Below are 22,578 nucleotides of genomic sequence, written 5' to 3'. Positions count from 1 at the left end.
GCTGCGCTATTGATTAACCGGCCAGGTACGATTTGCCTGACTTAGCCATCTCACGCAGACCGTCGGTGACTTGGTACATTTCACCGAGGTGCGCATATTTGTCTGCAAGTGCAATAAAGTTCTCTAAACCAACCGTTTCTAAGTAACGGAATGGGCCGCCGCGGAATGGCGGGAAACCTAGGCCGTAAAGTAGCGCCATATCGCACTCAGCGGCACTGGCCACAATACCTTCTTCAAGGCAACGGACGCATTCGTTCACCATAGGTACCATGCAGCGCGCAATAATTTCGTCGGCTTCAAGTTGTTTATCTGAAATGCCAAGCATGTCATACACTTCAGGGGCTTTTTCTTTGGCGGGGCGACCTTTTTTGTCAACGCCATAATTGTAGAAGCCTTTGCCGTTTTTCTGGCCAAAACGCTCAGCGGCCGCTAGTTTGGCAATAGCGCTGCTGGTATCGCGCGGCATGCGGCTTGGGAAGCCATCAGCCATCACCACGGTACAGTGATCTGCAGTGTCAATACCCACCACGTCGCTTAAATAGGCAGGGCCCATCGGCCAACCAAACTGACGCTCCATCACTTTATCAATACCGGCGAAGTCGACACCTTCGTCAACCATGCCAGCAAAACCTGCAAGGTATGGGAACAACACACGGTTGACTAGGAACCCTGGGCAGTCGTTCACAACAATCGCTGTTTTACCCATGCGTGTGGCATAGGCGACCACAGCTGCAACGGTTTCTTCTGAGGTGTGTTCGCCGCGAATCACTTCAACTAAAGGCATTTTGTGCACAGGGTTAAAGAAGTGCATACCGCAGAAACGTGATGGGTCTTTTAAGTTCTTTGCCAAGCGATCAATAGAAATAGTTGAGGTGTTTGACACAATAATGGTGTCAGCATCAACAACGTCTTCCATTTGTGCCAGTACTTTGCCTTTCACGTCTGGATTTTCAACGACAGCTTCAACCACGATATCAACGCCTTTCACAGCGTCATCAAGCAAGGTTGGTGTAATTGACGACAATACTTGGCCCATTTTTTTATGGTCCATGCGGCCGCGCTCAACCAATTTGCCAAGAATTTTGCTAGCTTCTTTCATGCCTAAATCAAGGGCATCTTGGCGAATGTCTTTCATGACCACCGGCACGCCTTTATAGGCTGACTGATAAGCAATACCGCCACCCATAATGCCTGCGCCAAGCACAGCGGCACGCTTGATTTCTTTGGTCGCTTGTTTCGCTGCTTTTTTGGCTTTACCTTTCACCAATTGATCAGCCATGAAAATACCAACTTGGGCACGGCAGGCGTCGGTTTGAGTTAAACCAACGAAGGCTGCGTTTTCAGCATTCAATGCTTCTTCGCGGCCAAAGCGCGCACCGTCTTCTACCGCTTTAATTGCTGCATGTGGCGCAGGGTAGTGCTTGCCTGCTTGTGCCGCCGCCATTGCTTTGGCGGTAACAAAGGTCATGGTTGACTCGGTTTCATTGGCTTTCAGTGGCTCAAGTTTTGGTTGGCGTTTAGCCTTCCAGTTCAGCTCACCGTTAGCTGCTGCTTTGACAATAGACAGGGCAGCGTCACGTAGTTTCTCAGGCGCAACCACAGAGTCAACCAAGCCAATTTTTAAGGCGTCATCTGGTTTGTTATTCTTACCGGTGGTGATCAGTTCTAGGGCATTGTCTGGGCCAATAATGCGAGGTAAACGCATGGTGCCGCCGAAGCCTGGAATTAAACCAAGTTTTACTTCCGGCAAGCCAATTACAGCGGTGGTATCAACTACACGGTAGTCACAGGCTAAAGTTGCTTCGCAGCCGCCGCCTAGGGCGAAGCCAGCTACAGCAGCTACCGTAGGTACCGGTAGGTCTTCTAGCTGATCAAAAACACGCGAAGCTTTGGCAACCCAAGTCTTTGTTTGCTCAACATTAGCAAATAAAGTCAGGAATTCTGTAATATCTGCACCTACAATAAAGGTAGGTTTAGAACTGGTGACAATAACGCCGCGTAAGTCGGCAGTGTTGGCAAGCTTAGTTAAAGCTTGGCTGAATTCTTCCAAGGTTTTCTGGTCAAATTTGTTAACTGAGCCGGCGGCTGCAAATTGAAGCTCGGCAATACCGTCTTCAACAAATTCAACCCGAATGCTATCACCCTGATAAATCATGTTCGGTCTCCTTGAGCGGTTACTGATAATCAGATTGCTTTCGGTTAAAGTGGTTCTTATAGTCGCCCTAGAGTGTGGCCTGAATGGGCCAAATTTTCAATGATTTTTTAAACGTGCGTTTGAATTATGCTGAAGTTAGTTCAAAGTTTGCAAATTGGTTTGATGACCTGGTTGGGGTTGGTCGGGAGTAATGCGGCCGCAAATGTGCCTGCGACGCAGCAACTAAACCCACAACAGCAGCTTCGTGAACGCTTTATTGACACTGAGCAGCTGCTACAACGGCATGAGCTAAAAGAGTACAAGCTCATGCGGCCAACGCTTGATGGCTATATCTTGGCTGCTTATTTAGATGCACAATACTGGCAACGTTATGCGAAGTTAAGTGACGCTCCACAGGTGCGTGCTTTTATTCGCGAGCACCAGCATTCGCCGCTAGGTTGGCAAACGCGCCAAGCGTGGTTAGATAAGCTAATGGAAGAGCATCATTATGAAGCGTTTATGCATGACTACCAGCTGCCTGCAACCACAGCGCATCAGTGTTTCTATTTGTATTCTCAGTTGGCAACCGGTAGTGGAGATACCACGCCAATATTGCAACAAGTAGACGCGATTTGGTTAACTGGTGAGTCGTTGCCGGATGCGTGTGACCCAATACTAGAAGCTTGGACAAATGCAGGGCGAAGAACCGACGCAATGGTTTGGCAGCGAATAGCGCTTGCTGCTGACGGTGGCAAGCATCAGTTAATTCCTTACTTGCAAAAAATGCTACCACAAGGCATGCAGCCTTTAGCTGAGCATTTTAGGGCCGTGCGGCGCAACCCAAAGGCTGTCACGAATAAAAGCAAGTTGTCGGGGCAATACCCGCAACAAGAAACCGCAATAGTAGCCTACGGGTTGCGTCGGCTTATTTGGCAAGAGCCTGATATGGCGCTGACGTTTATCGAATCGCTGCCAACGCACATTACATTTACGGCGGAACAATATCGAGAAATACGGCAGACCTTTGCCACGGCACTGAGTTTAAAAGGGCATGATCATGCAAGCCGCTGGTTAGCCAGAATTGAACCGACCGAACACACCGACTCAACGTTACATTGGCAATTGGCCGAGTGGCTGCGCCGAGGGGCTTGGTCACAAATAGTTGGCTTGGTACCGCGCTTACCAGATAGCCAACGAGAAACCGATCAGTGGCAGTATTGGTTTGCGCGTGCGCTCAACGAGCTTGGCCACACTCATGTAGCACAGCAGGTTTGGGGGCGAGTTGCGCAGCAGCGTAGCTATTATGGCTTTTTGGCCGCCGCCAAGTTGAATCAACCGCTAAGTTTAGCGCGCGAAGCGCTTGAAATGATGCCGGAAGATATCAGCGCAGTACGGCAATTGCCTGGAGTGCAACGCGCAGCAGAGTTGCGTCAACTTGATCGTCAACTTGAAGCGCGACGCGAATGGAACGCACTGCTTGACCATACCACTGAAGATCAGCAACGTGCGTTAGCTATTATTGCCAGTGAATGGGAGTGGCATGATCAAGCCATTTATACGCTCGGCCGCATTGGCGCATTTGATGCAATCAGCCAACGGTTTCCCACTGCCTTTATAGACGAGCACTTGCGCTTTGCCAATGCTGCCAACATCGATGTGAACTGGGCTTTGGCGGTCTCGCGCCGCGAAAGTGCTTTTCGCAACGATGCGCGCTCGCATGCTGGGGCGTACGGGTTAATGCAGTTATTACCGAGCACAGCAAAGCTAATTGCTCGTAAAGACGTTACGCGCCTAGAGCTTTTTAACCCGAGTTATAACATTAGCTTAGGCACGCGCTACTTGTCGGACTTGCAGCGCCGCTTGGGTGGCAACTGGCTGCTAGCTACCGCCGCATACAATGCAGGTATTTATCGAGTTTATGATTGGTTACCGGCGCAGCCGATTGAAGCAGACCGATGGATAGAAATGATCCCTTATCATGAAACGCGCAACTACGTTAAGAATGTTTTGGCTTATCAGCAGATTTATCGTACCTTGCGAGACAACGACAATTCGCCCGATGTTTTTAAGCAGCTCGAGCCAATGACAATTGGTGTGATTTCATCGCCCCCTTAGCTGTAGCGAGAGTAAAATGGCCGGTTATCTTGTGCCCGTCAAGCACACCGTTAATGAAATAATTATAAAAAACAGCCGATTTATAGCATCGGCACAGGCCGCAGACAGTATGCAGGCGCATCAGCAGCACCTGCTTCAATGTCAGCATGCATGGCCCGACGCAAGTCATTACTGCACGGCAGCCATTGTGGCCGCACCGGGTAATAGTCAGGCTTATGCCATGAGCGACGATGGCGAACCTTCGGGCACCGCAGGCAAGCCAATGTTTCATGTTTTGCAAAGTAGTGGGTTGGGTGAAGTTTCGGTTGTGGTCACTCGCTACTTCGGTGGGGTAAAGCTTGGTACCGGTGGTTTACAGCGCGCTTATAGCCAAGCTGTGGCTGAAGTGCTTAAGCTATTGCCCACACAAGAAAAAATATTACGCAAACTGGCGTATATCAACTACGATTACGCTGATCAAAACGCTATTGAACATTTTATTAAGCGCTATGACAGTGAAATACTTGAACAAGAGTTCACTGAGCAAGTATCAATGCGCTTGGCCGTAGTTGCAGAGTCTGCACTTAGTCTGCAAAATGACATAAAAAACGCTACGCAAGGGCGCGTAGCACTAACCATAATAAACGGGGAAAACTAGTGCGCTTTCGCGGCATCCTTCGCATACTTGGGCTACTAATTTGTTTATTTAGCGCCACTCTAATACCGCCTGGTATTGTTGCGTTAATCTATGAAGACGGCGGCGGCGTCGCATTCTTGCTGTCGTTTATAGTCAGTATTGTCGTCGGATTTGTCGTGTGGTACCCCAATCGCAACGAACGTTCTGACTTAAAAGTACGTGACGGCTTTTTGCTTACCGTATTGTTTTGGACTGTTTTGGGCTCGGTAGGTATTTTACCGCTGTGGTTTACTGCCGAAGTGCCACTCTCAATTACTGACGCTGCGTTTGAATCATTTTCTGGCCTAACCACTACCGGTGCCACAATTCTTACCGGTATTGAGCATTTACCCCATAGTATATTGTTTTACCGCCAACAGCTGCAGTGGTTAGGTGGTATGGGTATCATCGTATTAGCGGTGGCTATTTTACCCATGCTTGGTATTGGCGGTATGCAGCTTTATCGCGCAGAAATTCCGGGCCCACTTAAAGACGCCAAAATGACTCCTCGTATTGCCGACACGGCAAAACACCTCTGGTACATTTATGTGGCATTGACCTTAGTATGCGCGGTGGCTTATAAGCTGGCGGGTATGGGCTGGTTTGATGCCATTGGGCATGCGTTTTCAACTATTGCTGTGGGTGGTTTTAGCACCTACGATGCCAGTATGGGCTATTTTGATAGCAGCACCATCAACACGATTTGCGTGGTGTTTTTGATTTTGTCGTCAATGAACTTTGCGGTGCACTATGCTGCCATTACGGGGCGTTCATTATGGGGCTACTTTAAAGACCCAGAAGTAAGAGGTTTTGTGTTTATTCAGGCGGTACTGATCATTATTGTTTTCATGACGGTGCTGGTTCATAAGGTTTTCGATAATACCGAGCTGGCATTCAACCAAGCCATGTTCCAAGCAGTGTCAATTAGTACCACGGCGGGCTTTGCAACCACAGACTTTGCTTCGTGGCCACTATTTTTGCCAATACTACTCATTTTTGCCAGCTTTATTGGTGGTTGTGCTAGCTCAACGGCTGGCGGGCTAAAAGTGGTGCGGGTGTTACTGTTATTTCGCCAAGGTGTGCGTGAGCTGAATCGTTTGGTGCACCCTCAAGGTATGTATTCGGTAAAGCTTGGTAAACGTATAGTGCCACCCCGAGTTGTTGAGGCTGTATGGGGCTTTTTTGCCGCTTACGCTTTGGTATTTGTGGTAATTATGCTGGGTTTGTTAGCCACTGGTCTTGACGACATTACCGCGTTTTCGGCAACTGCCGCATGTTTGAATAACTTGGGGCCAGGGCTCGGGGAAGTAGCAGCCAATTATGCCGGCATTCCAGATGCTGCAAAGTGGCTTTTAGTCATTGCAATGCTGTTCGGCCGGCTGGAAGTGTTCACTATTTTAGTGTTGCTTACGCCGACGTTCTGGCGCAGCTAGTAAGCGAGCGGCACAACAGCCAAGCGCTAGAAGAACAGGGCGCTTGGTTGGAATAAACGTTCTACTTCGCGAATATACTTTTTGTCAACCAAGAATAGAATCACGTGGTCATCGGCTTGCAAAACGGTGTCATCGTGAGCAATCAATACTTCGTTTCCGCGTACAATTGCACCAATAGTTGTGCCTGGCGGTAATTTAATTTCGTCAATGGTTTTACCAATGACTTTGGATGTTTTTTCATCGCCGTGGGCAATGGCTTCAATGGCCTCTGCAGCACCCTTTCGGAGTGAGTAAGCATTTACTATATCGCCTTTTCGAATCAGCGATAGCAAGGCCGAAACTGTAGCTCGCTGAGGTGACACTGCAATATCAATGACGTTGTCCTGCACTAAATCGACGTAGGCCTGGCGTTGTATAAGAACCATGGTTTTCTTAGCTCCAAGGCGCTTAGCTAACATTGACGACATAATATTAGCTTCATCGTCGTTGGTTACCGCAATGAATACGTCCATATCCTCAATGTGCTCTTCGGTGAGCAGGCGCTCGTCAGAAGCATCACCTTGCAAAATAGTGGTGTTTTGTAGCTGCTCATTGAGCATTTCGGCACGGTCGCTATCGCGTTCAATAAGCTTAACGCGATGATTTTCTTCCAGTAACGCTGCAAGTCCGGCACCAATATTGCCACCACCGGCAATCATAATACGGCGATATTGGTTTTCCAGCTTCTGCATTTCTTCCATTACCATGCGCACATAACGAGTGTCGGCAATAAAGAATATTTCATCACCCGCTTCGATAATGGTGGTGCCCATGGGTTTTATCGCTTGGCCTTGGCGGAAAATTGCGGCAACGCGAGTTTCCACGTTAGGCATGTGGCTCTTCAAAGTTGAAATAGCGTGGCCGACTAGCTTACCACCATAGTATGCGCGCACCGCAACAAGGCTAGCTCTGCCGCTAGCAAATTCCATAACTTGCAATGCGCCCGGGTAATCAACCAGTCGTTTTATGTATTGTGTTACTTGTTGCTCTGGCGAAATTAGGTGGTCAACAGGAATGTCGTCTTTATGGAAAAGCTTGTCTTTGTAATCGCTATATTCTTGCGAGCGAATACGAGCAATACGCTTTGGAGTGCGGTACAGCGTATAAGCAATCTGGCAAGCGAGCATGTTTGTTTCGTCACTTGGGGTTACCGCAATGAGCATATCAGCGTCTTCACATCCGGCTTGGCGCAGCACCCGTGGGTGTGAAGCTTCACCTTCAATGGTACGTATGTCGTGTAGTTCGGATAATGCCTCTAGGCGAGCCTTGTTGGTATCTACTACGGTGATATCGTTATCTTCACCGACCAGGTTTTCAGCTAGAGTGCCGCCAACTTGTCCACCACCTAGAATGACAATTTTCATGTGCGCTTTTCCAGTTTTGCGAAGTAAAAACCATCCCCGTTATGCTCACTTCCGGGTAACCATTGCCACTCTACGCTGCCTTGAGGGCTAGTTGCAACCGCTATGGCGTCGATATGGCGTTGCTTAAACGCTTCAATCTGTTGGCTATTTTCTTCAGGCAGTATAGAACAAGTTGCGTAAACTAAAGTGCCGCCGGGTTTTAGTGTTGGCCACAAAGCGTCAAGAATTCGTGCCTGTAACGCGGCAAGCTCCGCTATATCATCGTTGCGGCGTAACCACTTTATATCAGGGTGGCGCCGAATGACGCCTGTTGCCGAGCAAGGGGCGTCCAGTAAAATGCGGTCAAATAATTGACCATTCCACCAGTCATCCGGTGCTGTTGCATCTGCCGTTTTTACGTCCGCGTTTAGCTGCAACCGCGCCAAGTTTTCGTGCACACGCTCTAGGCGTTTGGCATCAGCATCAATTGCCATAACCTTGGCCGTGGGTTGTTGTTCTAAAATGTGGGCCGTTTTGCCGCCTGGCGCCGCACAGCAGTCGAGAATATTCTCGCCTGCTTGAGCCTCAAGTAACCATGCTGCGTGTTGTGCAGCAATGTCTTGTACCGACACCCAGCCATCACTGAAGTGCGGTAATTTGTAGACATCTATCGGCTCAGCAAGGCAAATCGCTGTTGTCAGTGGCGCGTCTTCGACCACCGCAATGTCAGCAGCGCGAAGTAGCTGCATGTAGTCGGCTCGATTGGTCTTTTGAGTGTTAATTCGCAGCCACATTGGCGCTTGTTCATTATTGGCCGTAAAAATACGTGTCGCTTGTTCCGAGTAGGCTTTTTCAATGCGCTCTGCAAGCCAGCGAGGATGGCCGTGAGCCAGCGCTGGTTTTTGCTCTAACTGCTTCAATAACTGTGGCAATTGCCGCTGAATATTGCGCAGTACACCATTAACTAAGCCTTTTTGTTTGGCGCGTTTGAGTACCAATGCAGCGTCGACGGTTGCGGACACGGCCGCGTGCTCGGCTGAGCCCATGTAGGCAAGTTGGTAGGCACCAACCAAAAGTAGTGAATGCAGTAGTTTTAATTCGCCTTTCAGTGGTTTCGTGAGTAACGAGCCCACCATGAAATTAAGTTGCGGTAAGTAACGCAGCACACCATAAGCTAAGGCTTGGGCCATACCGCGGTCTCGCGCCGTAAGTTGGCTGCTTAACGTGGGCAACACTTGGCTTAACGAACGCCCCTGTTCAACCACCTGAAAGATAGCTTGGGCGGCGACGGCTCTGCTTGCAGCTCCGGGACGAAGCGGTTGTTGAGTCATTCTGTTGTCTCGGTTACTGGGCTTGTCAAAACATGTCCCGGACTGAACCAGTCGGCGCGGCCATTCAGAAAGTCGGCTGCGGCCATCGGCTTTTTACCCGGTGGTTGTAACTGCAACAAGCGTAATGCGTGTTGCGCTGTTTGTATCACAATGCCGCTTTTATCCGCCTGAATAATGCTGCCCGCTTGCTGTTGGTTGCTGGGCACAACATCGGCTTGCCATACTTTCACCACATCGCCGGTTACTGTCGTTAGCCAGCAAATTGGCCACGGGTTAAAAGCACGAACCCAGCGTTCGAGCACCTCAGCGGGTTGATTCCAGTCTAGCTGGGCTTCTTCTTTGCTAAGTTTTTTCGCATAGGTAGCTAGGGCATTGTCTTGCACCGCAGCGTTGGCTTGACAGCTTTCTATATTGTGAAGCGTATCAACTAAAGCTTGTGGGCCTAGCACCGCGAGTTTGCTGTAGAGCGTCGCGGAAGTATCGGTAGCCTCAATGGTTAAGCGAGCTTCTTGAAGCACTGGGCCTGTATCGAGGCCAGCCTCCATTTGCATCACGGCAACGCCGGTTTCGCTATCTCCAGCCCAAAGTGCGCGCTGAATGGGTGCGGCGCCCCGCCAGCGCGGCAATAGTGACCCATGCACATTAATGCAGCCTAAACGCGGAATATCTAATACGGCTTGTGGCAGTAATAAGCCATATGCCACCACAACCATCACGTCAGCCGCGAATTCAGCTAGCTGCGCTTTGGCTTCGTCATTTTTAAAGTTGACGGGTTGCATCACTGGCAAGCTATGCCCTTCGGCTAATATTTTAACTGGGCTGGCTTGCAGCTTTTTGCCGCGGCCGGCTGGGCGATCAGGCTGTGTGTAAACCGCAACAACGTCAATTGCTGAGTCGTTCAAAAGGGCTTGCAAGTGGTCAGCCGCAAACTCGGGCGTGCCGGCAAAAACAACGCGTAACTTATTCATGCTAATGTTGGCTATCCTTTAGGCTTGAAGGCGCGCTTCTTTTTCGAGTTTTTTACGAATGCGGTCACGTTTAAGCGGCGACAAGTAGTCGACGAAAAGCTTACCATTAAGATGATCGATTTCGTGCTGAATGCAGATGGCGAGCAAGCCTTCAGCGGTTAAGTTAAACGACTCACCATGGCGATCAAGAGCTTGCACAGTGACTTTACCGGCGCGTTCTACTTTTGCGTAAACGCCCGGAAACGACAAGCAGCCCTCTTCATTGGTGAAATGGCCTTCTTGTGCTGTAATCTCTGGGTTAATAAACACCAGTGGCTCGTTCTGATCTTCACTGCAGTCAGCAATGAACAGACGCTTGTGAATATCGACCTGAGTCGCCGCCAAGCCGACGCCATTAGAGTCGTACATGGTTTCGAACATATTATCGATGTCGACACGCAGGGCATCGTCAACCGTATTAATTGGTTGTGCGACCGTGCGTAATCGTTCGTCGGGATATTTTAAAATTGTTAATTTACTCATAACCTTTCATTCGCTAGTTTCATCTTGCGTGATTTTAACGTAATTTGAGGATGAACACACGGTTTTACAACGGAGCACGACATGACTAAATGGCAACTACCGGCGATTGCATTAATCGGTTTTCTGCTGGTTTCACCTCTGCATGTTGTTATGGCGCAGTCTGAAACTCAACAAACCAAAGGCAATATTCTGCAACTTCGTGAAGGCGCACCCCAAGAATATGTGGTGAAAAAAGGCGACACGTTGTGGGATATCTCAGAATTGTATCTCAATGATCCTTGGTATTGGCCAGAGCTTTGGCGCATTAACGAAGGGGTTGCGAATCCACACTTAATTTACCCCGGCGACCGGTTGTTGTTGGTTTGGGTAGATGGCAAGCCGCAACTGACACGTAAAGCGCACAAAACTTTGTTGCCTGAAGGGCAAGTGAAGAGCAAAGATAACCCAATTCCGACCTTCTCGCGCGACATGCTGGCGCCATTGTTAACCGAACATCGGGTATTAACCGCTGAAGTGTTAGAAAATACGCCGCAAATTTTGGGTGATAATCGCGGCGCACCGCGTGTGAACGGTATGTTGCCGGTGTTTATTAAAGGCGATGTGGAAAAAACCACCTATAGCGCATTTACGCCGGTCGAACCCATTGAAGGTGGTGAGTTACTGCGTTACGTCGGAGATGTCACCGTGACGTACAATGCGGGCGAACTTGCTGAAGGTGAGTTAAGCCGAATACAACGAGAAATTCGCCGTGGTGACTATTTACTGGCTTCACAGCCGTTAAATATTCCAGACGTCATTGTGCCTGAATCAGGTGGGCAGCTTGACGGTCAGATTATTGCCTCATTGAATAATCGCAAAGAGCAAGGCCCATATGACGTTGTGGTGCTTAATCGCGGGCGTCAACATGGCGTTGAAGTTGGCCAGATGTATCAAGCCGTGCGCCCGGGTTCCACGCTATTTGTTGATGGCGAGGAAATAACCTTAGTGAACTACTACAAGCCAGCTGACCATATCTCGCGGTTGTGGCGCAACACGTTGCAGTTACCAGTGTCTGCGACAGCGCAAATGCTAGTGCTTGAAGTTCAGAACCAAACCAGCTTTGCCATTGTGGTTCGCTCACGCGAATGGATGAGCATTGGTGACTATTTTATTCCACTCAAACTCTAATTTTTCATAACTCACAAGAGAGGTTATCGGCATGGAAGCTGAAACCGCGAAGGCGCTACTTGCTATGGCGAGTGCGCCGAGCACCCATCGTAAATATTTACGTAGTTTAAGCTCAATTGAACAAATTTTTATTCGAGCTCCACTGCCCGCAGTGAACATTGCGCCGGCCTATGTTGAGCGCCTGCAGCGTTGGGCTGCACAACCCAATTGCCATGTCATTCATTTGCGCGACCAGCGCTACCCTGAGCAGCTTAAGCACATAAATGACCCTCCGCTGGTATTATTTGCTCATGGCGATTTAAGCTGCTTGCAGGCGCGCATGGTCGCTATTATTGGTAGCCGCAATGCCTCACCCGTGGGGCAGCACACAGCGAACCATTTTGCGCGAGGGCTTGCGCGGGTTGGGCTGGTGGTGAGTAGTGGTTTGGCAAAGGGCATTGACGCCGAGGCTCATCGGGCTGCCATGGCAGAGGGAAAAACTCTAGCGGTACTTGGCACAGGGCCAGATATTTACTATCCGCTGCACAATCGGCAATTGCAGCAGCAAATTATGCAAAGTGGTTTGGTCATTACCGAGTTTGCGCCGGGTATGCCACCAAAGAAGGATCATTTTCCCCGTCGCAATCGTATTCTTAGTGGACTAGCCGAACTAGTGGTTGTTGTTGAAGCCAAATATAAAAGCGGAACCTTAGTTACTGCGGCCTTGGCACGAGAGCAACAAAAAACGGTGATGGCAGTGCCCGGCTCGATATGGAACATAGCGCATAGTGGTTGCCATAAGCTGCTAAAAGAGGGGGCCGCCATTGCCACGACAGTGGACGATATTTTACAAGAGTTGAATTTGCCGCCAGTGCCTCCATCTTTAAAAGAAGTAAACGGCGCACAGGGTGCGCAAATAAATAGCTCGCGAAGCTTGGCAAACCGCAAATTGTTGGCTAATGTGGGTTTAGAGGTTACTTCAATCGACACTATTGTGGCACGCAGCGGACTACCGGTTGCTACTGTTACAGAACAGTTGGTGTTACTTGAATTAGAAGGGCATGTAACCTCGGTTACAGGTGGTTATATAAAAATGGGGAGGCGCTAACGATGTTTGATATCCTCATGTACTTGTTCGAGAACTTTATTCATTCGGACATGGAGGTTGTGGTTAATCATGACGAGCTTACCGATGAACTGACGCGTGCAGGGTTTCACCGTCAAGAAATTCACAAAGCTCTGGCCTGGTTAGAGCGCTTGGCTGACTTGCAAGATAGCCAAACGTTGCCATACGTGAATAAGTCGCCGAACAGTAGTACACGGGTCTTTACGGCCGAAGAAGTTGCACGTCTGGATTGTGCCAGTCGTGGGTTCTTAATGTACCTTGAAAACCTTGGTGTGTTAGACTTCGCCACACGCGAAATGGTTATTGACCGTGTTATGGAGCTAGACACTCAGCAATTTACGCTGGACGATTTGAAATGGGTGGTGTTAATGGTGCTGTTTAATGTACCAGGGCACGAAGACGCTTATGATCAAATGGAAGGCTTGCTGTTTGAGGAACCCGAGGGTTTATTGCATTAAATGACCGATAACTTTTTAGAGCCGCAGTCGCTGGGCGTGCCTTGCCCCCGGTGTGAGCGCGATCTGCAACTTAAAAAAGGCCGCTTCGGTCTTTATGTTGGCTGCAGTGGTTACCCCGACTGCGACTATATGACTGCCGCTGATTTTGACCCCGGCACAGATGCCGCCTGCCCAGCCTGTCAGCAGGGTAAGTTAGTGCAAAAAACGAGCCGGTTTGGCAATTCGTTTTATGCCTGCGACCAATATCCTCAGTGCAAGTACTCCGTTAATTTGCCTCCAGTGCAAGAGGCGTGCCCCAAATGTAAGTTTCCATTGCTGCTGAAGAAAAAAACCGCTGCGGGTGAACGCTGGATCTGCGCGGATGATTCCTGTGACTATAAATCTTCGATAAAATAACAGCCATTCAAAATATAACAACTAACCAAGAGAATAGTTGAATGACCGAACAAAATGACATGTGGCTTGCGGCTAAACAGGCGTTTCAGAATGCCGAGCTTTTGGCATATCCAACCGAAGCTGTTTTCGGGTTGGGGTGTGACCCACGGAATGAATTGGCGGTATCAAAATTACTAGAAGCTAAGCAGCGACCACAAGAAAAGGGCTTAATTCTACTGGCAGCTGACTATAGTCAGCTTATATCTTTTGTCGATGATGCAAAAATACCGCAAGACAAACGCTTTTCGGTATTTTCTCATTGGCCTGGGCCTGTAACTTTGTTGCTTCCCGCCGCGCCTCATGTGCCCGATTGGTTGCGTGGCGCCCATAATCAAATTGCTGTGCGAGTCACCGCGCACGAGCCAGCTCGCCAACTCTGTCGCGCCTTAGGTAGCGCCATTGTGTCAACCAGCGCCAACATTAGTGGTCAGCCATCGCTGTGCGAAGCTGCGGCCGTACGCGATGCTTTTGGTGACAAGGTTGCTTGGGTGATGGACGCACCGACCGGTGGTGCCAGTAAGCCTTCGCGAATCATTGACCCACTTACTCAACAAGTTTTTCGGGATTAATTATGCATGACTCTATGCTGGCGCAAGTCAACGAGTACTTGAAAGATTTACAAGACCGTATTTGTACGGCACTAGAACAAGCGGATGGGCTTGGAAAATTTGTTGAAGATTCTTGGCAGCGTCCGGGCGGCGGCGGTGGTCGTTCGCGCGTCATGCGCGAAGGGGCCGTGCTTGAACAAGGAGGTGTGGGTTACTCGCATGTGTATGGCGAGCAAATGCCGGCTTCGGCAACTGCTCACCGGCCCGAATTAGCCGGGCGCAACTTCAATGCGTGTGGGGTGTCACTTGTTATGCACCCGCGTAATCCTTATGTGCCGACTAGCCATGCAAATGTTCGATTTTTCATTGCCGAAAAACAAGGTGCTGAGCCGGTATGGTGGTTTGGCGGTGGTTTTGACTTAACGCCGTTTTACCCGTTCGACGAAGACATTAAACATTGGCATCAAGTGGCTTATGACGCTTTACAGCCCTTTGGTGAAGAGCTGTACCCCAAATTTAAACAATGGTGCGATGACTATTTTTGGCTCAAGCATCGCGGTGAAACCCGCGGTGTCGGCGGTTTGTTTTTCGACGACCTAAACCAACGAGGGTTTGAAGAAAGCTTCGCAATTATGCGCTCGGTAGGCGACGCTTATCTCAATGCCTACTTACCTATCATTGCACGCCGAAAAGACACACCATACGGCGAGCGCGAACGCGAGTTTCAGTTATATCGCCGTGGCCGCTATGTGGAATTCAACTTGGTATGGGACCGTGGCACCTTGTTTGGCCTACAAACTGGCGGCCGAACAGAGTCTATTCTTATGTCAATGCCACCGCTGGCGCGCTGGGAATACGGTTTTGAGCCAGAGCCTGGCAGCGCAGAAGCTAAACTTTATAGCGACTATTTGCGCCCTAGAGACTGGCTACAAGAGCTTTAATTGGTGTTAATCATGTGGTGCGCCAAGTTGGTAAACTGGGCGCGCAATTGAATCTTTAATAGGTCGTCTTGAACCTGCTCATCAAGTACTTGGTACATGCACAGCAGCCACTGGTCACGCATACGCTCGTCAATTGAAAAGGGCATATGGCGAGCCCGCAAACGAGGGTGCCCGTATTTTTCCTCAAACAATGCTGGGCCGCCGAACCAGCCACTTAGAAATTCAAAAAACTTCTCACGAATAGCATCTAGCGGTTGCGGATGCATTGCCAATAATTCTTTTGCGCGCGGGTCGTGCTCCATGACATCATAAAAACCGTTAGCTATTGCACGCACGGCGCTCTCGCCGCCAAGTTGTTGATAAAATGTTTGCGGCCCAGTGGCGCGCTGGCTACTTTTGAGGAAATTAAACATGGCGTTTTTTACAGTATTTGGAAATCCGGTTGCACACAGTTTGTCACCCCAAATTCATGATGCATTTGCCGCGCAGCATGGTTTGGGCATACTTTATACGCGCAGTTTAACATCGGCGGGCCAGTTTCGTCGCGCAGTCAGTGATTTCTTTTATTGCGGCGGTGCCGGTGCGAACGTAACCGTACCTTTCAAACAGGCTGCTTATGAGTTAGCTACCCACCTTACAGCGCGAGCGGCAAAAGCGCGAGCGGTGAACACGCTCATTCCTTTGGGGCTTGGCCAGCTACTTGGCGACAATACAGACGGAATCGGCTTAATCACCGACTTACAGGTGAATTGTCACCAACAACTTAATCAACGGCAGGTGGTTTTGCTGGGCGCGGGAGGCGCCGCGCGCGGTGCTCTGTATGCGTTGTTGGAGCAGCCGGTGGCATCTATCACTATTGTGAACAGAACCACAGCGCGCGCTGAACAGCTTGCGCAAGACAGCCAAGACAGCCGTGTTACTGCTTGCACCTTTGATGCATTAGCGATACCCAAAGGTGCTTTGGTAATCAATGCAACCAGTATTTCTTTAACGGACAAGTCAGCAGCGGCGTTATTGCCGATAGCAGCGGCCGAACTCGGTAAGGCTGACTGTGCGTATGACATGATGTATGGCGCTGAGCCCACGGTATTCATGCAGCAAGCGCAAAACGCAGGGGTTAACAATGTGTTTGACGGGCTCGGTATGTTAGTCGAGCAGGCTGCAGTTGCATTTAAACTCTGGCATGACTTGCAGCAGGTGAACACCCAACAAGTTATAGAACAGTTGCGCGCACAACTAAACGGGTAAAGGGTTTCAATGGAGATTAGTCGCGTAAAATAATATTAGGACTTAAATCAACATCGCCCTCATGGTTGACCGTGGCAAACTCGCTGCCGCGGCGCACAACCGCTAACGGGCCATCGTCGGTGTTGCGAATAAAGGCGAGGTCAAAACCGAATTTTTGTAATTGGTACACGCCAAATTTCTGGTCCATGGATAACCGTTCCCACCATTCAGTTTGGTTTAAAGCGATGCGACGACGCTCGAAATCCTCGAGTTGGCGCAGCTCTTCTTTGGTTAGGTTCATCGTTTCTGTTTCCATAACACCACGTTTTGTTTGGCTGGATAATTTATATACTATGCGAAAATACGTCGCGAGCAAATATATCAGTAGCTAGTAAACATTAGTTCACATTGCTTTTGCAAGAACTATGACAAGCAGTATATAGAAAAACTTAATCAATGTTGATTCCTTTTGCGCATATAGTCGTCAGCGAACGCGCAAAAATTGTTCTAAAAAATTTCAATTTGGTACTGGCAATCAACCAACAATGTGTTAGTCTTTCTGTTCGATTCAAATTGAATCAAAAAGCTCGCTCAAAAACATGATCCTCATGTTGGCGAGGGCAAAAATCAGTTTCCACAGCTGATACAAAATAAGAATAAAACGCAGTTAGGGCTTCAGGATTTCTTCGAACCCCTTGTTTTTCAAGACATTTAGAAAAATCAGCACGCCAGAGATCAATGATCTTTAACTGGCGGGATTTATCGTTTTCAACAGACTTATCCACAGCGTATCCACATATTGCCAAGCCCCGTGAGTAGCGAACAAAAGCTAGCTATGGCATGCTAGCGCAATCGCAAATACCTGAGATTTACAGCATGTCGCAAACATCTTCGAAAGCACCATTGACGGTTCCAGAAAATCCGTTTGTTTTGGTTGACGGCTCTTCCTATTTATTCCGTGCATTTTATGCACCGCCACATTTGACGAATTCGGCTGGAGAGCCCACTGGCGCAATTTACGGCGTAGTAAATATGCTGCGTAGCTTGTTGAAAAAGTACAAGCCGTCACATATGGCGGTGGTGTTTGATGCGAAAGGCACAACTTTTCGTAACGACATTTACGCCGAGTACAAAGCCCATCGCCCACCAATGCCTGATGATTTGCGCAGTCAAATAGCGCCACTGCACAAAATTGTGCAAGCCCTAGGTTTGCCCTTGTTATGCATTGATAACGTAGAGGCCGACGATGTTATTGGCACGCTAGCTCAGCAGGCTAGCGCTGAGGGGCGCTTCACGCTAATAAGTACTGGTGATAAAGACATGGCGCAGTTGGTAAACGATCATGTCATGTTAATTAACACCATGACCGACACCTTGTTGGATTACGACGGAGTGGTGGAAAAATATGGCGTGAAACCCGAGCAGATGATCGATTTGCTGTCGTTGATGGGGGATAGCTCTGACAATATTCCAGGCCTGCCGAAAGTTGGGGAGAAAACCGCCTTAGCCATGTTGCAAGGCATGGGCTCAATTGATGCAATGTTGGCCGACCCTGAGGCAATTAAAGAACTTGGTTTTCGTGGTTCGAAAACCATGCCGGAAAAGCTTGAAGAGCACAAAGATACGTTGCTGATGTCGCGCGAATTAGCAACCATTAAGTTAGACGTGCCGCTCGATTTTAAGCCGGACGAGCTGACCATTCAACCAGCCGATACCAACCAACTTATTGAATTATATAAACAATGTGAGTTTCGTCGTTGGTTAGCAGAGGTGTTAGAAGAGGGTGCTGCTAGCGACCAAGCGTCGGGCCATGAACAGCCAGCACAAGCACTAGTAGAAACCGCCGTAAGCCACGATGGTTATGAAGTTGTGACAACTCAAGAGCAGCTTCATAAGTGGATAAAAGCCCTAGAACAAGCCGAGCAGTTTGCGTTTGATACCGAAACCACCAGTTTGAACTATATGGAAGCCGAGTTAGTTGGACTGTCGTTTGCAATTGAGCCAGGCCGCGCTTGTTATATTCCAGTAGCACATGACTATCCTGGTGCGCCGGACCAATTAGACCGAGCCGATGTGCTAGCTCAGCTTAAGCCGTTATTGACCGACAGCAAACCAAAACTCATTGGCCAAAACCTCAAGTACGACAGCCATATTTTGCGTAGTTATGACATTAATCTCGGTGCTATTGCCAATGACACTATGCTGGCTTCGTATGTGTATAACAGCACAGGCTCGCGACATGACATGGACAGCCTGAGTTTGCAGTACCTAGGTCATAAGCCCATTGCATTTGAAGACATTGCCGGCAAAGGCGCGAAACAAATTACCTTCAACCAAATTGCGCTAGAGCAGGCGGCGCCTTATGCCGCCGAAGATGCTGACGTGACGCTGCAGCTACATTTGAAGTTATGGCAAACAGTTAGCGCTGAAAAGTCGTTAATGCACGTGCTCGAAACCATAGAGTTGCCGCTGGTGCCCGTGCTAGTAGATATGGAGCAGCATGGCGTACAAGTAGACGCGCAATTGTTAGCACGGCAAAGTCATGAAATAGCGATGGAGCTGCAAAACTTAGAAAAGCAGGCTTATGATATTGCCGGCGAAGAATTTAACTTAAGTTCGACCAAACAGCTGCAGCAAATTTTGTTTGAAAAGTTACAGCTACCGATACTTAAAAAGACGCCCAAGGGCGCCCCTTCAACAGCTGAAGAAGTATTGCAAGAATTGGCGCTCGACTATCCTTTACCGAATGTGATCATGAGTCACCGTGGTTTGAGTAAGCTCAAGTCGACCTATACCGACAAGTTACCTAAAATGGTGAACCCGCGCACGCAACGCATACACACGTCGTATCATCAAGCGGTGACAGCGACAGGGCGGTTATCTTCAAGCGACCCGAACTTGCAAAATATTCCAATTCGTACCGAAGCGGGTCGACGTGTGCGAAAAGCTTTCACGGCGCCTGATGGCTACAAAATTATGGCCATAGACTACAGCCAAATTGAATTACGGATTATGGCGCATTTGTCAGGTGATAATGCGTTGGTTGATGCCTTTTCGAAAGGCCGAGATATTCACAAGGCCACCGCTGCTGAAGTATTTGGTGTACCGTTAGAGCAAGTAACCAGCGAGCAGCGCCGTCGCGCGAAAGCCGTTAACTTTGGTCTTATTTACGGCATGTCTGCGTTTGGGTTGGCTCGGCAGCTCGATATTCCGCGCCAAGAAGCGCAAGACTATATGGACAAATACTTCGACCGTTTCCCTGGTGTTTTGAAATATATGGAAGCAACGCGGCAGCAAGCGAAGCGAGATGGCTATGTGGAGACCATCTATGGTCGCCGCTTACAATTGCCAGAAATTAAATCGCAAAATGGAATGCGCCGCAAAGCAGCAGAGCGGGCTGCAATTAACGCACCTATGCAAGGTACCGCGGCGGACATTATCAAGCGCGCCATGATAGCTGTGCATCGTTATTTGCACGAGCAGGTGCCCGCCGATGATGTTTGGATGATCATGCAAGTGCACGATGAATTAGTATTTGAGGTTCGTGAAGACAAGGTAGTGGACTATAAAAATAAGCTTGTTGAAATTATGGAAAACGCCGCTGAACTGAAGGTTCCGTTAATTGCCGAAGCTGGTGTTGGCGATAATTGGGACGAGGCTCATTAAAAAATTTGAATTTATCAAAATTTTTTTTGAACTAATTTTTGAACAGCCAGTCTGAACATGTGAAAGGCGCATTAAATGAACTCGGTTCGTTTGTCATTACCTTTCTGAGATGTTCTCTCCCTGGATTGTAAGAACTTTTGCCCGGCTTTATGCCGGGCTTTTTCTTTTCTGCGCACGGCGGTTGGCAACAAAAACGCCGGTTAAAATAGCCGCCATGCCAATGGCGTGCTCGGCGAGAAACGGTTCGCCATCAATCACGCCAAGTATAAGCGCCACTATGGGAATTAAATAGGTGACTGAGCTCGTGAAGGTGGTATCTGTTATTTTTACAACTGTATTGAAAATAACTAATGCCATTGCGGTGCCAACCACCCCAAGCAAAAGAATAGCCGAAAGTGAAAAATAAGAGTCAGGTTGCGTAGCAAGCTGCTCAATGAACGGGGTTGCGGCCAGTAAATAAATCAACGCCGGCGGCGCTACTAAAAACAGGCTAACCCCGGTAATGGTTAGCGCGCCTAGGTCGGGAATATGGTGCTTGATAAGGTTAAGGTTAATTCCGTAACAAACCGTTGCCAATATAATGAGCAACGCATAAGCATTAAATTGAAAGTCACCGTTGGCATTCGCGGTTATTAAAATGACAGTGCCGGCCAACCCAATGAGAACACCAACCCATTGTTGTAGCGCGACTATCTGTTGAAAAATCAGTACACCAATGAGCAATGTCGCAAGCGGGGTAAAGGTATTCAGAACGCCAGTGACGCCACTAGGAAGCTGTGTTTGTGCGAAAGCAAATAAAAATGCCGGAATAAAACTACCAACGAGCCCAACCGAAATTAGTTTTGGCCAGTGATGCCGTTGCACGATTCTAAATCGACGCATTAAAAATGGCAGTAACACGAAACCTGCCGAGGCAATGCGGATGGCAGCGAGTTGATCGGGGCGAAAGGCAATTAGGCCTTTTTTAATGAGAATAAATGAGCTGCCCCAAATCATTGCGAGCAGCAACAATAGTAACCAAGCTTTTAGTGGAGGTGCTTCACTCTGCTGCATCGGCGTTAACCGTTGCATCTGCTGGGGTGTTCAGCCAGTTGGAAAGAATAACCTCAACTTGAGGTAGACCTAATTTATTGTGCGACGAGAACATTTCTACCTGAACACCATCACCAAACACTAACGCGGCTTCACGAGCCTGTAGCAGCGTGCTTTTACGCTGGCTAGGCTTTAACTTATCGGCTTTGGTTAGCAACACCAGCACCGGAATACCGCAGTCGGTTGCCCAATGCAGTAAATCCTGATCGGTGTCACGGTATGGGTGACGAATATCCATCAATAATACAAGGCCACGCAACGACTGACGTTTCTGTAAGTATTCGCTAAGCGCCAAGTTCCATTTTTCTTTTACCGCCAACGGCACTTTGGCATAGCCGTAGCCTGGCAAATCGATTAAGCGTTTACCTTCAGTAACTTCAAACACATTAATAAGTTGCGTGCGGCCAGGCGTTTTACTGGTGCGCGCTAATGCTTTTTGGCGCGTAATAGTATTTAATGCGCTTGATTTACCTGCATTGGAGCGACCAGCGAACGCAATTTCGACGCCGGCATCGTCAGGCAACTGTCGAATATTCGCAGCGCTCGTGATAAATTTTGTGGGTTGAAAGTTCAACGTGGTGTTCATAGACGTGTTTAAGACCTCAATTGAAACCACATAGTATCATGATTAGACGTTTAATCCTTACAACTTTTGTGTAAAATAGCGTCTGTTACAACATCCAGAGCAGAGATATCGATCATGAAAAAAATCGCAATGTTCGTCGGCCTGTACCTTGGCTTAACAGGTGTCGCTATGGCAGCAACCGGTGACGCTGAAGCAGGACAACAAAAAGCAGCGGTATGTAGCGCTTGTCACGGGCCCGATGGTAATGCGCCATCAGACATGTATCCGAAAATTGCCGGCCAGCATGAGGGCTACCTGTTCAAACAGTTAAAAGATTATAAGCTTGCAGCTGAAACTGGCGGCGAGCAAGGCCGTGTTAACGCCATCATGCAAGGTCAAGTCATGATGCTGAGTGAGCAAGACATGGCGGACTTGGCGGCGTATTACGCTTTACAAGAAATGGAAGGCGGTAGCGCCCCTGAAGACGTGATTGCTGCTGGCAAGAAGCTTTTTGTTGCCGGCGATGAGTCTCGCGGCATTGCGGCTTGTGCGGCTTGTCATGGTCCGCGTGGCGACGGTATGGCATTGGCCAACTTCCCAGATATTTCTGGTCAACACGCTGCTTATACCAAAGCCCAGTTAGAATTGTTCCGCAGTGGTGAGCGTGCAAACGACATGAATAACATGATGCGCGACGTGGCTAGCAAGCTAACTGACAAAGATATCGAGATTCTTTCGCAGTATATTCAAGGCTTGTACTAAGCAGAAAAAGGCAGCTTTCGCTGCCTTTTTTGTTTTTTTGTTGCAAAAAAACAGTCACAAAATCGCTCTGTT

General features: G+C 48.8%; 22 protein-coding genes. 12 read left to right on the top strand and 10 right to left on the bottom strand.

Features of this window, described 5'->3' with window-relative positions; all coding sequences use genetic code 11:
- Positions 1 to 13: 13 nt before the first annotated feature.
- Positions 14 to 2,155, bottom strand: coding sequence for a fatty acid oxidation complex subunit alpha FadB (gene fadB / locus ASC40_RS09015; protein WP_055439474.1), 2,142 nt, complete (start codon positions 2,153 to 2,155; stop codon positions 14 to 16).
- A 126-nt stretch (positions 2,156 to 2,281) separates the two neighbouring features.
- On the opposite strand from fadB, the gene ASC40_RS09010 reads away from it, so the two are divergent.
- From ASC40_RS09010 to ASC40_RS09000, 3 genes are read left to right on the top strand one after another with little or no spacing between them, the layout of a single operon-like run.
- Positions 2,282 to 4,249 (top strand): transglycosylase SLT domain-containing protein, encoded by a 1,968-nt coding sequence (locus ASC40_RS09010; protein WP_055439473.1) that lies wholly within the window; start codon positions 2,282 to 2,284, stop codon positions 4,247 to 4,249.
- 16 nt (positions 4,250 to 4,265) lie between these two features.
- A complete protein-coding gene (locus ASC40_RS09005; protein ID WP_055439472.1) occupies positions 4,266 to 4,886 on the top strand; it encodes a YigZ family protein in 621 nt (206 codons plus the stop codon).
- Positions 4,886 to 6,337: a TrkH family potassium uptake protein gene (locus ASC40_RS09000; RefSeq protein ID WP_055439471.1), complete on the top strand. Its 1,452-nt coding sequence runs from the start codon at positions 4,886 to 4,888 to the stop codon at positions 6,335 to 6,337. The genes ASC40_RS09005 and ASC40_RS09000 overlap by 1 nt, the downstream gene beginning before the upstream one ends.
- Before the next feature lie 26 nt (positions 6,338 to 6,363).
- On the opposite strand, the gene trkA is transcribed toward ASC40_RS09000, so the two are convergent.
- From trkA to def, 4 genes are read right to left on the bottom strand one after another with little or no spacing between them, the layout of a single operon-like run.
- The gene (gene trkA / locus ASC40_RS08995; protein ID WP_055439470.1) at positions 6,364 to 7,740 is read right to left on the bottom strand and encodes a Trk system potassium transporter TrkA; all 1,377 of its coding nucleotides are present in this window, start codon (positions 7,738 to 7,740) and stop codon (positions 6,364 to 6,366) included.
- Positions 7,737 to 9,050, bottom strand: a complete 1,314-nt coding sequence (gene rsmB / locus ASC40_RS08990) for a 16S rRNA (cytosine(967)-C(5))-methyltransferase RsmB (RefSeq protein WP_055439469.1) — start codon at positions 9,048 to 9,050, stop codon at positions 7,737 to 7,739. Before rsmB ends, trkA begins: the two co-directional genes overlap by 4 nt.
- Positions 9,047 to 10,018, bottom strand: a complete 972-nt coding sequence (gene fmt / locus ASC40_RS08985; protein WP_055439468.1) for a methionyl-tRNA formyltransferase — start codon at positions 10,016 to 10,018, stop codon at positions 9,047 to 9,049. Before fmt ends, rsmB begins: the two co-directional genes overlap by 4 nt.
- Positions 10,019 to 10,036: 18 nt before the next feature.
- Entirely contained in the window at positions 10,037 to 10,540 is a 504-nt protein-coding gene (gene def / locus ASC40_RS08980; protein WP_055439467.1) for a peptide deformylase, read from the bottom strand.
- A gap of 81 nt (positions 10,541 to 10,621) precedes the next feature.
- Between def and ASC40_RS08975 the strand changes: the two genes are divergently transcribed.
- Genes ASC40_RS08975 through hemF form a run of 6 tightly spaced genes read left to right on the top strand, consistent with a single transcriptional unit; the run spans position 10,622 to position 15,194 of the window.
- Complete coding sequence (locus tag ASC40_RS08975) at positions 10,622 to 11,707, top strand: LysM peptidoglycan-binding domain-containing protein (protein ID WP_055439466.1); 1,086 nt, start codon at positions 10,622 to 10,624, stop codon at positions 11,705 to 11,707.
- Positions 11,708 to 11,738: 31 nt separating this feature from the next.
- Positions 11,739 to 12,794, top strand: a complete 1,056-nt coding sequence (gene dprA / locus ASC40_RS08970) for a DNA-processing protein DprA (RefSeq protein WP_055439465.1) — start codon at positions 11,739 to 11,741, stop codon at positions 12,792 to 12,794.
- 2 nt (positions 12,795 to 12,796) lie between these two features.
- Positions 12,797 to 13,270 carry a DUF494 family protein gene (locus ASC40_RS08965; protein WP_055439464.1) on the top strand — a complete coding sequence of 158 codons (474 nt, stop codon included), beginning with the start codon at positions 12,797 to 12,799 and terminating at the stop codon, positions 13,268 to 13,270.
- The gene (locus tag ASC40_RS08960) at positions 13,271 to 13,666 is read left to right on the top strand and encodes a DNA topoisomerase family protein (RefSeq protein WP_055439463.1); all 396 of its coding nucleotides are present in this window, start codon (positions 13,271 to 13,273) and stop codon (positions 13,664 to 13,666) included.
- 41 nt (positions 13,667 to 13,707) lie between these two features.
- Entirely contained in the window at positions 13,708 to 14,274 is a 567-nt protein-coding gene (gene tsaC / locus ASC40_RS08955) for an L-threonylcarbamoyladenylate synthase type 1 TsaC (RefSeq protein WP_055439462.1), read from the top strand.
- 2 nt (positions 14,275 to 14,276) lie between these two features.
- Entirely contained in the window at positions 14,277 to 15,194 is a 918-nt protein-coding gene (gene hemF, locus ASC40_RS08950; RefSeq protein ID WP_055439461.1) for an oxygen-dependent coproporphyrinogen oxidase, read from the top strand.
- Here the strand turns inward: hemF and ASC40_RS08945 are convergent.
- On the bottom strand, positions 15,191 to 15,607 hold the full coding sequence (locus ASC40_RS08945) for a group II truncated hemoglobin (protein WP_055439460.1): 417 nt from the start codon (positions 15,605 to 15,607) through the stop codon (positions 15,191 to 15,193). The genes hemF and ASC40_RS08945 overlap by 4 nt on opposite strands.
- Here ASC40_RS08945 and aroE point away from each other — a divergent pair.
- Positions 15,606 to 16,442, top strand: a complete 837-nt coding sequence (aroE, locus tag ASC40_RS08940; RefSeq protein ID WP_055439459.1) for a shikimate dehydrogenase — start codon at positions 15,606 to 15,608, stop codon at positions 16,440 to 16,442. The two genes, ASC40_RS08945 and aroE, sit on opposite strands and share 2 nt — an antisense overlap.
- A 16-nt stretch (positions 16,443 to 16,458) precedes the next feature.
- Here aroE and ASC40_RS08935 read toward each other — a convergent pair whose 3' ends face one another.
- On the bottom strand, positions 16,459 to 16,737 hold the full coding sequence (locus tag ASC40_RS08935; protein ID WP_055439458.1) for a hypothetical protein: 279 nt from the start codon (positions 16,735 to 16,737) through the stop codon (positions 16,459 to 16,461).
- A 262-nt stretch (positions 16,738 to 16,999) separates the two neighbouring features.
- A complete protein-coding gene (locus ASC40_RS11875) occupies positions 17,000 to 17,206 on the bottom strand; it encodes a hypothetical protein (RefSeq protein ID WP_141656135.1) in 207 nt (68 codons plus the stop codon).
- 91 nt (positions 17,207 to 17,297) lie between these two features.
- Between ASC40_RS11875 and polA the strand changes: the two genes are divergently transcribed.
- Positions 17,298 to 20,087 carry a DNA polymerase I gene (polA, locus tag ASC40_RS08930; protein WP_055439514.1) on the top strand — a complete coding sequence of 930 codons (2,790 nt, stop codon included), beginning with the start codon at positions 17,298 to 17,300 and terminating at the stop codon, positions 20,085 to 20,087.
- A 147-nt stretch (positions 20,088 to 20,234) separates the two neighbouring features.
- Here the strand turns inward: polA and ASC40_RS08925 are convergent, their stop codons facing one another.
- Positions 20,235 to 21,140, bottom strand: coding sequence for a DMT family transporter (locus ASC40_RS08925; RefSeq protein WP_055439457.1), 906 nt, complete (start codon positions 21,138 to 21,140; stop codon positions 20,235 to 20,237).
- Positions 21,127 to 21,765 carry a ribosome biogenesis GTP-binding protein YihA/YsxC gene (gene yihA / locus ASC40_RS08920; protein WP_055439513.1) on the bottom strand — a complete coding sequence of 213 codons (639 nt, stop codon included), beginning with the start codon at positions 21,763 to 21,765 and terminating at the stop codon, positions 21,127 to 21,129. Before yihA ends, ASC40_RS08925 begins: the two co-directional genes overlap by 14 nt.
- Before the next feature lie 114 nt (positions 21,766 to 21,879).
- Here yihA and ASC40_RS08915 point away from each other — a divergent pair, with 114 nt between their 5' ends.
- Positions 21,880 to 22,506 (top strand): c-type cytochrome, encoded by a 627-nt coding sequence (locus tag ASC40_RS08915; protein ID WP_055439456.1) that lies wholly within the window; start codon positions 21,880 to 21,882, stop codon positions 22,504 to 22,506.
- Positions 22,507 to 22,578: the final 72 nt, after the last annotated feature.

Origin of the sequence: Pseudidiomarina woesei (assembly GCF_001418345.1) — a bacterium.
GTDB classification, from domain to species: Bacteria; Pseudomonadota; Gammaproteobacteria; order Enterobacterales; family Alteromonadaceae; genus Pseudidiomarina; species Pseudidiomarina woesei.
This window is presented reverse-complemented; position numbering and strand designations above follow the sequence as displayed.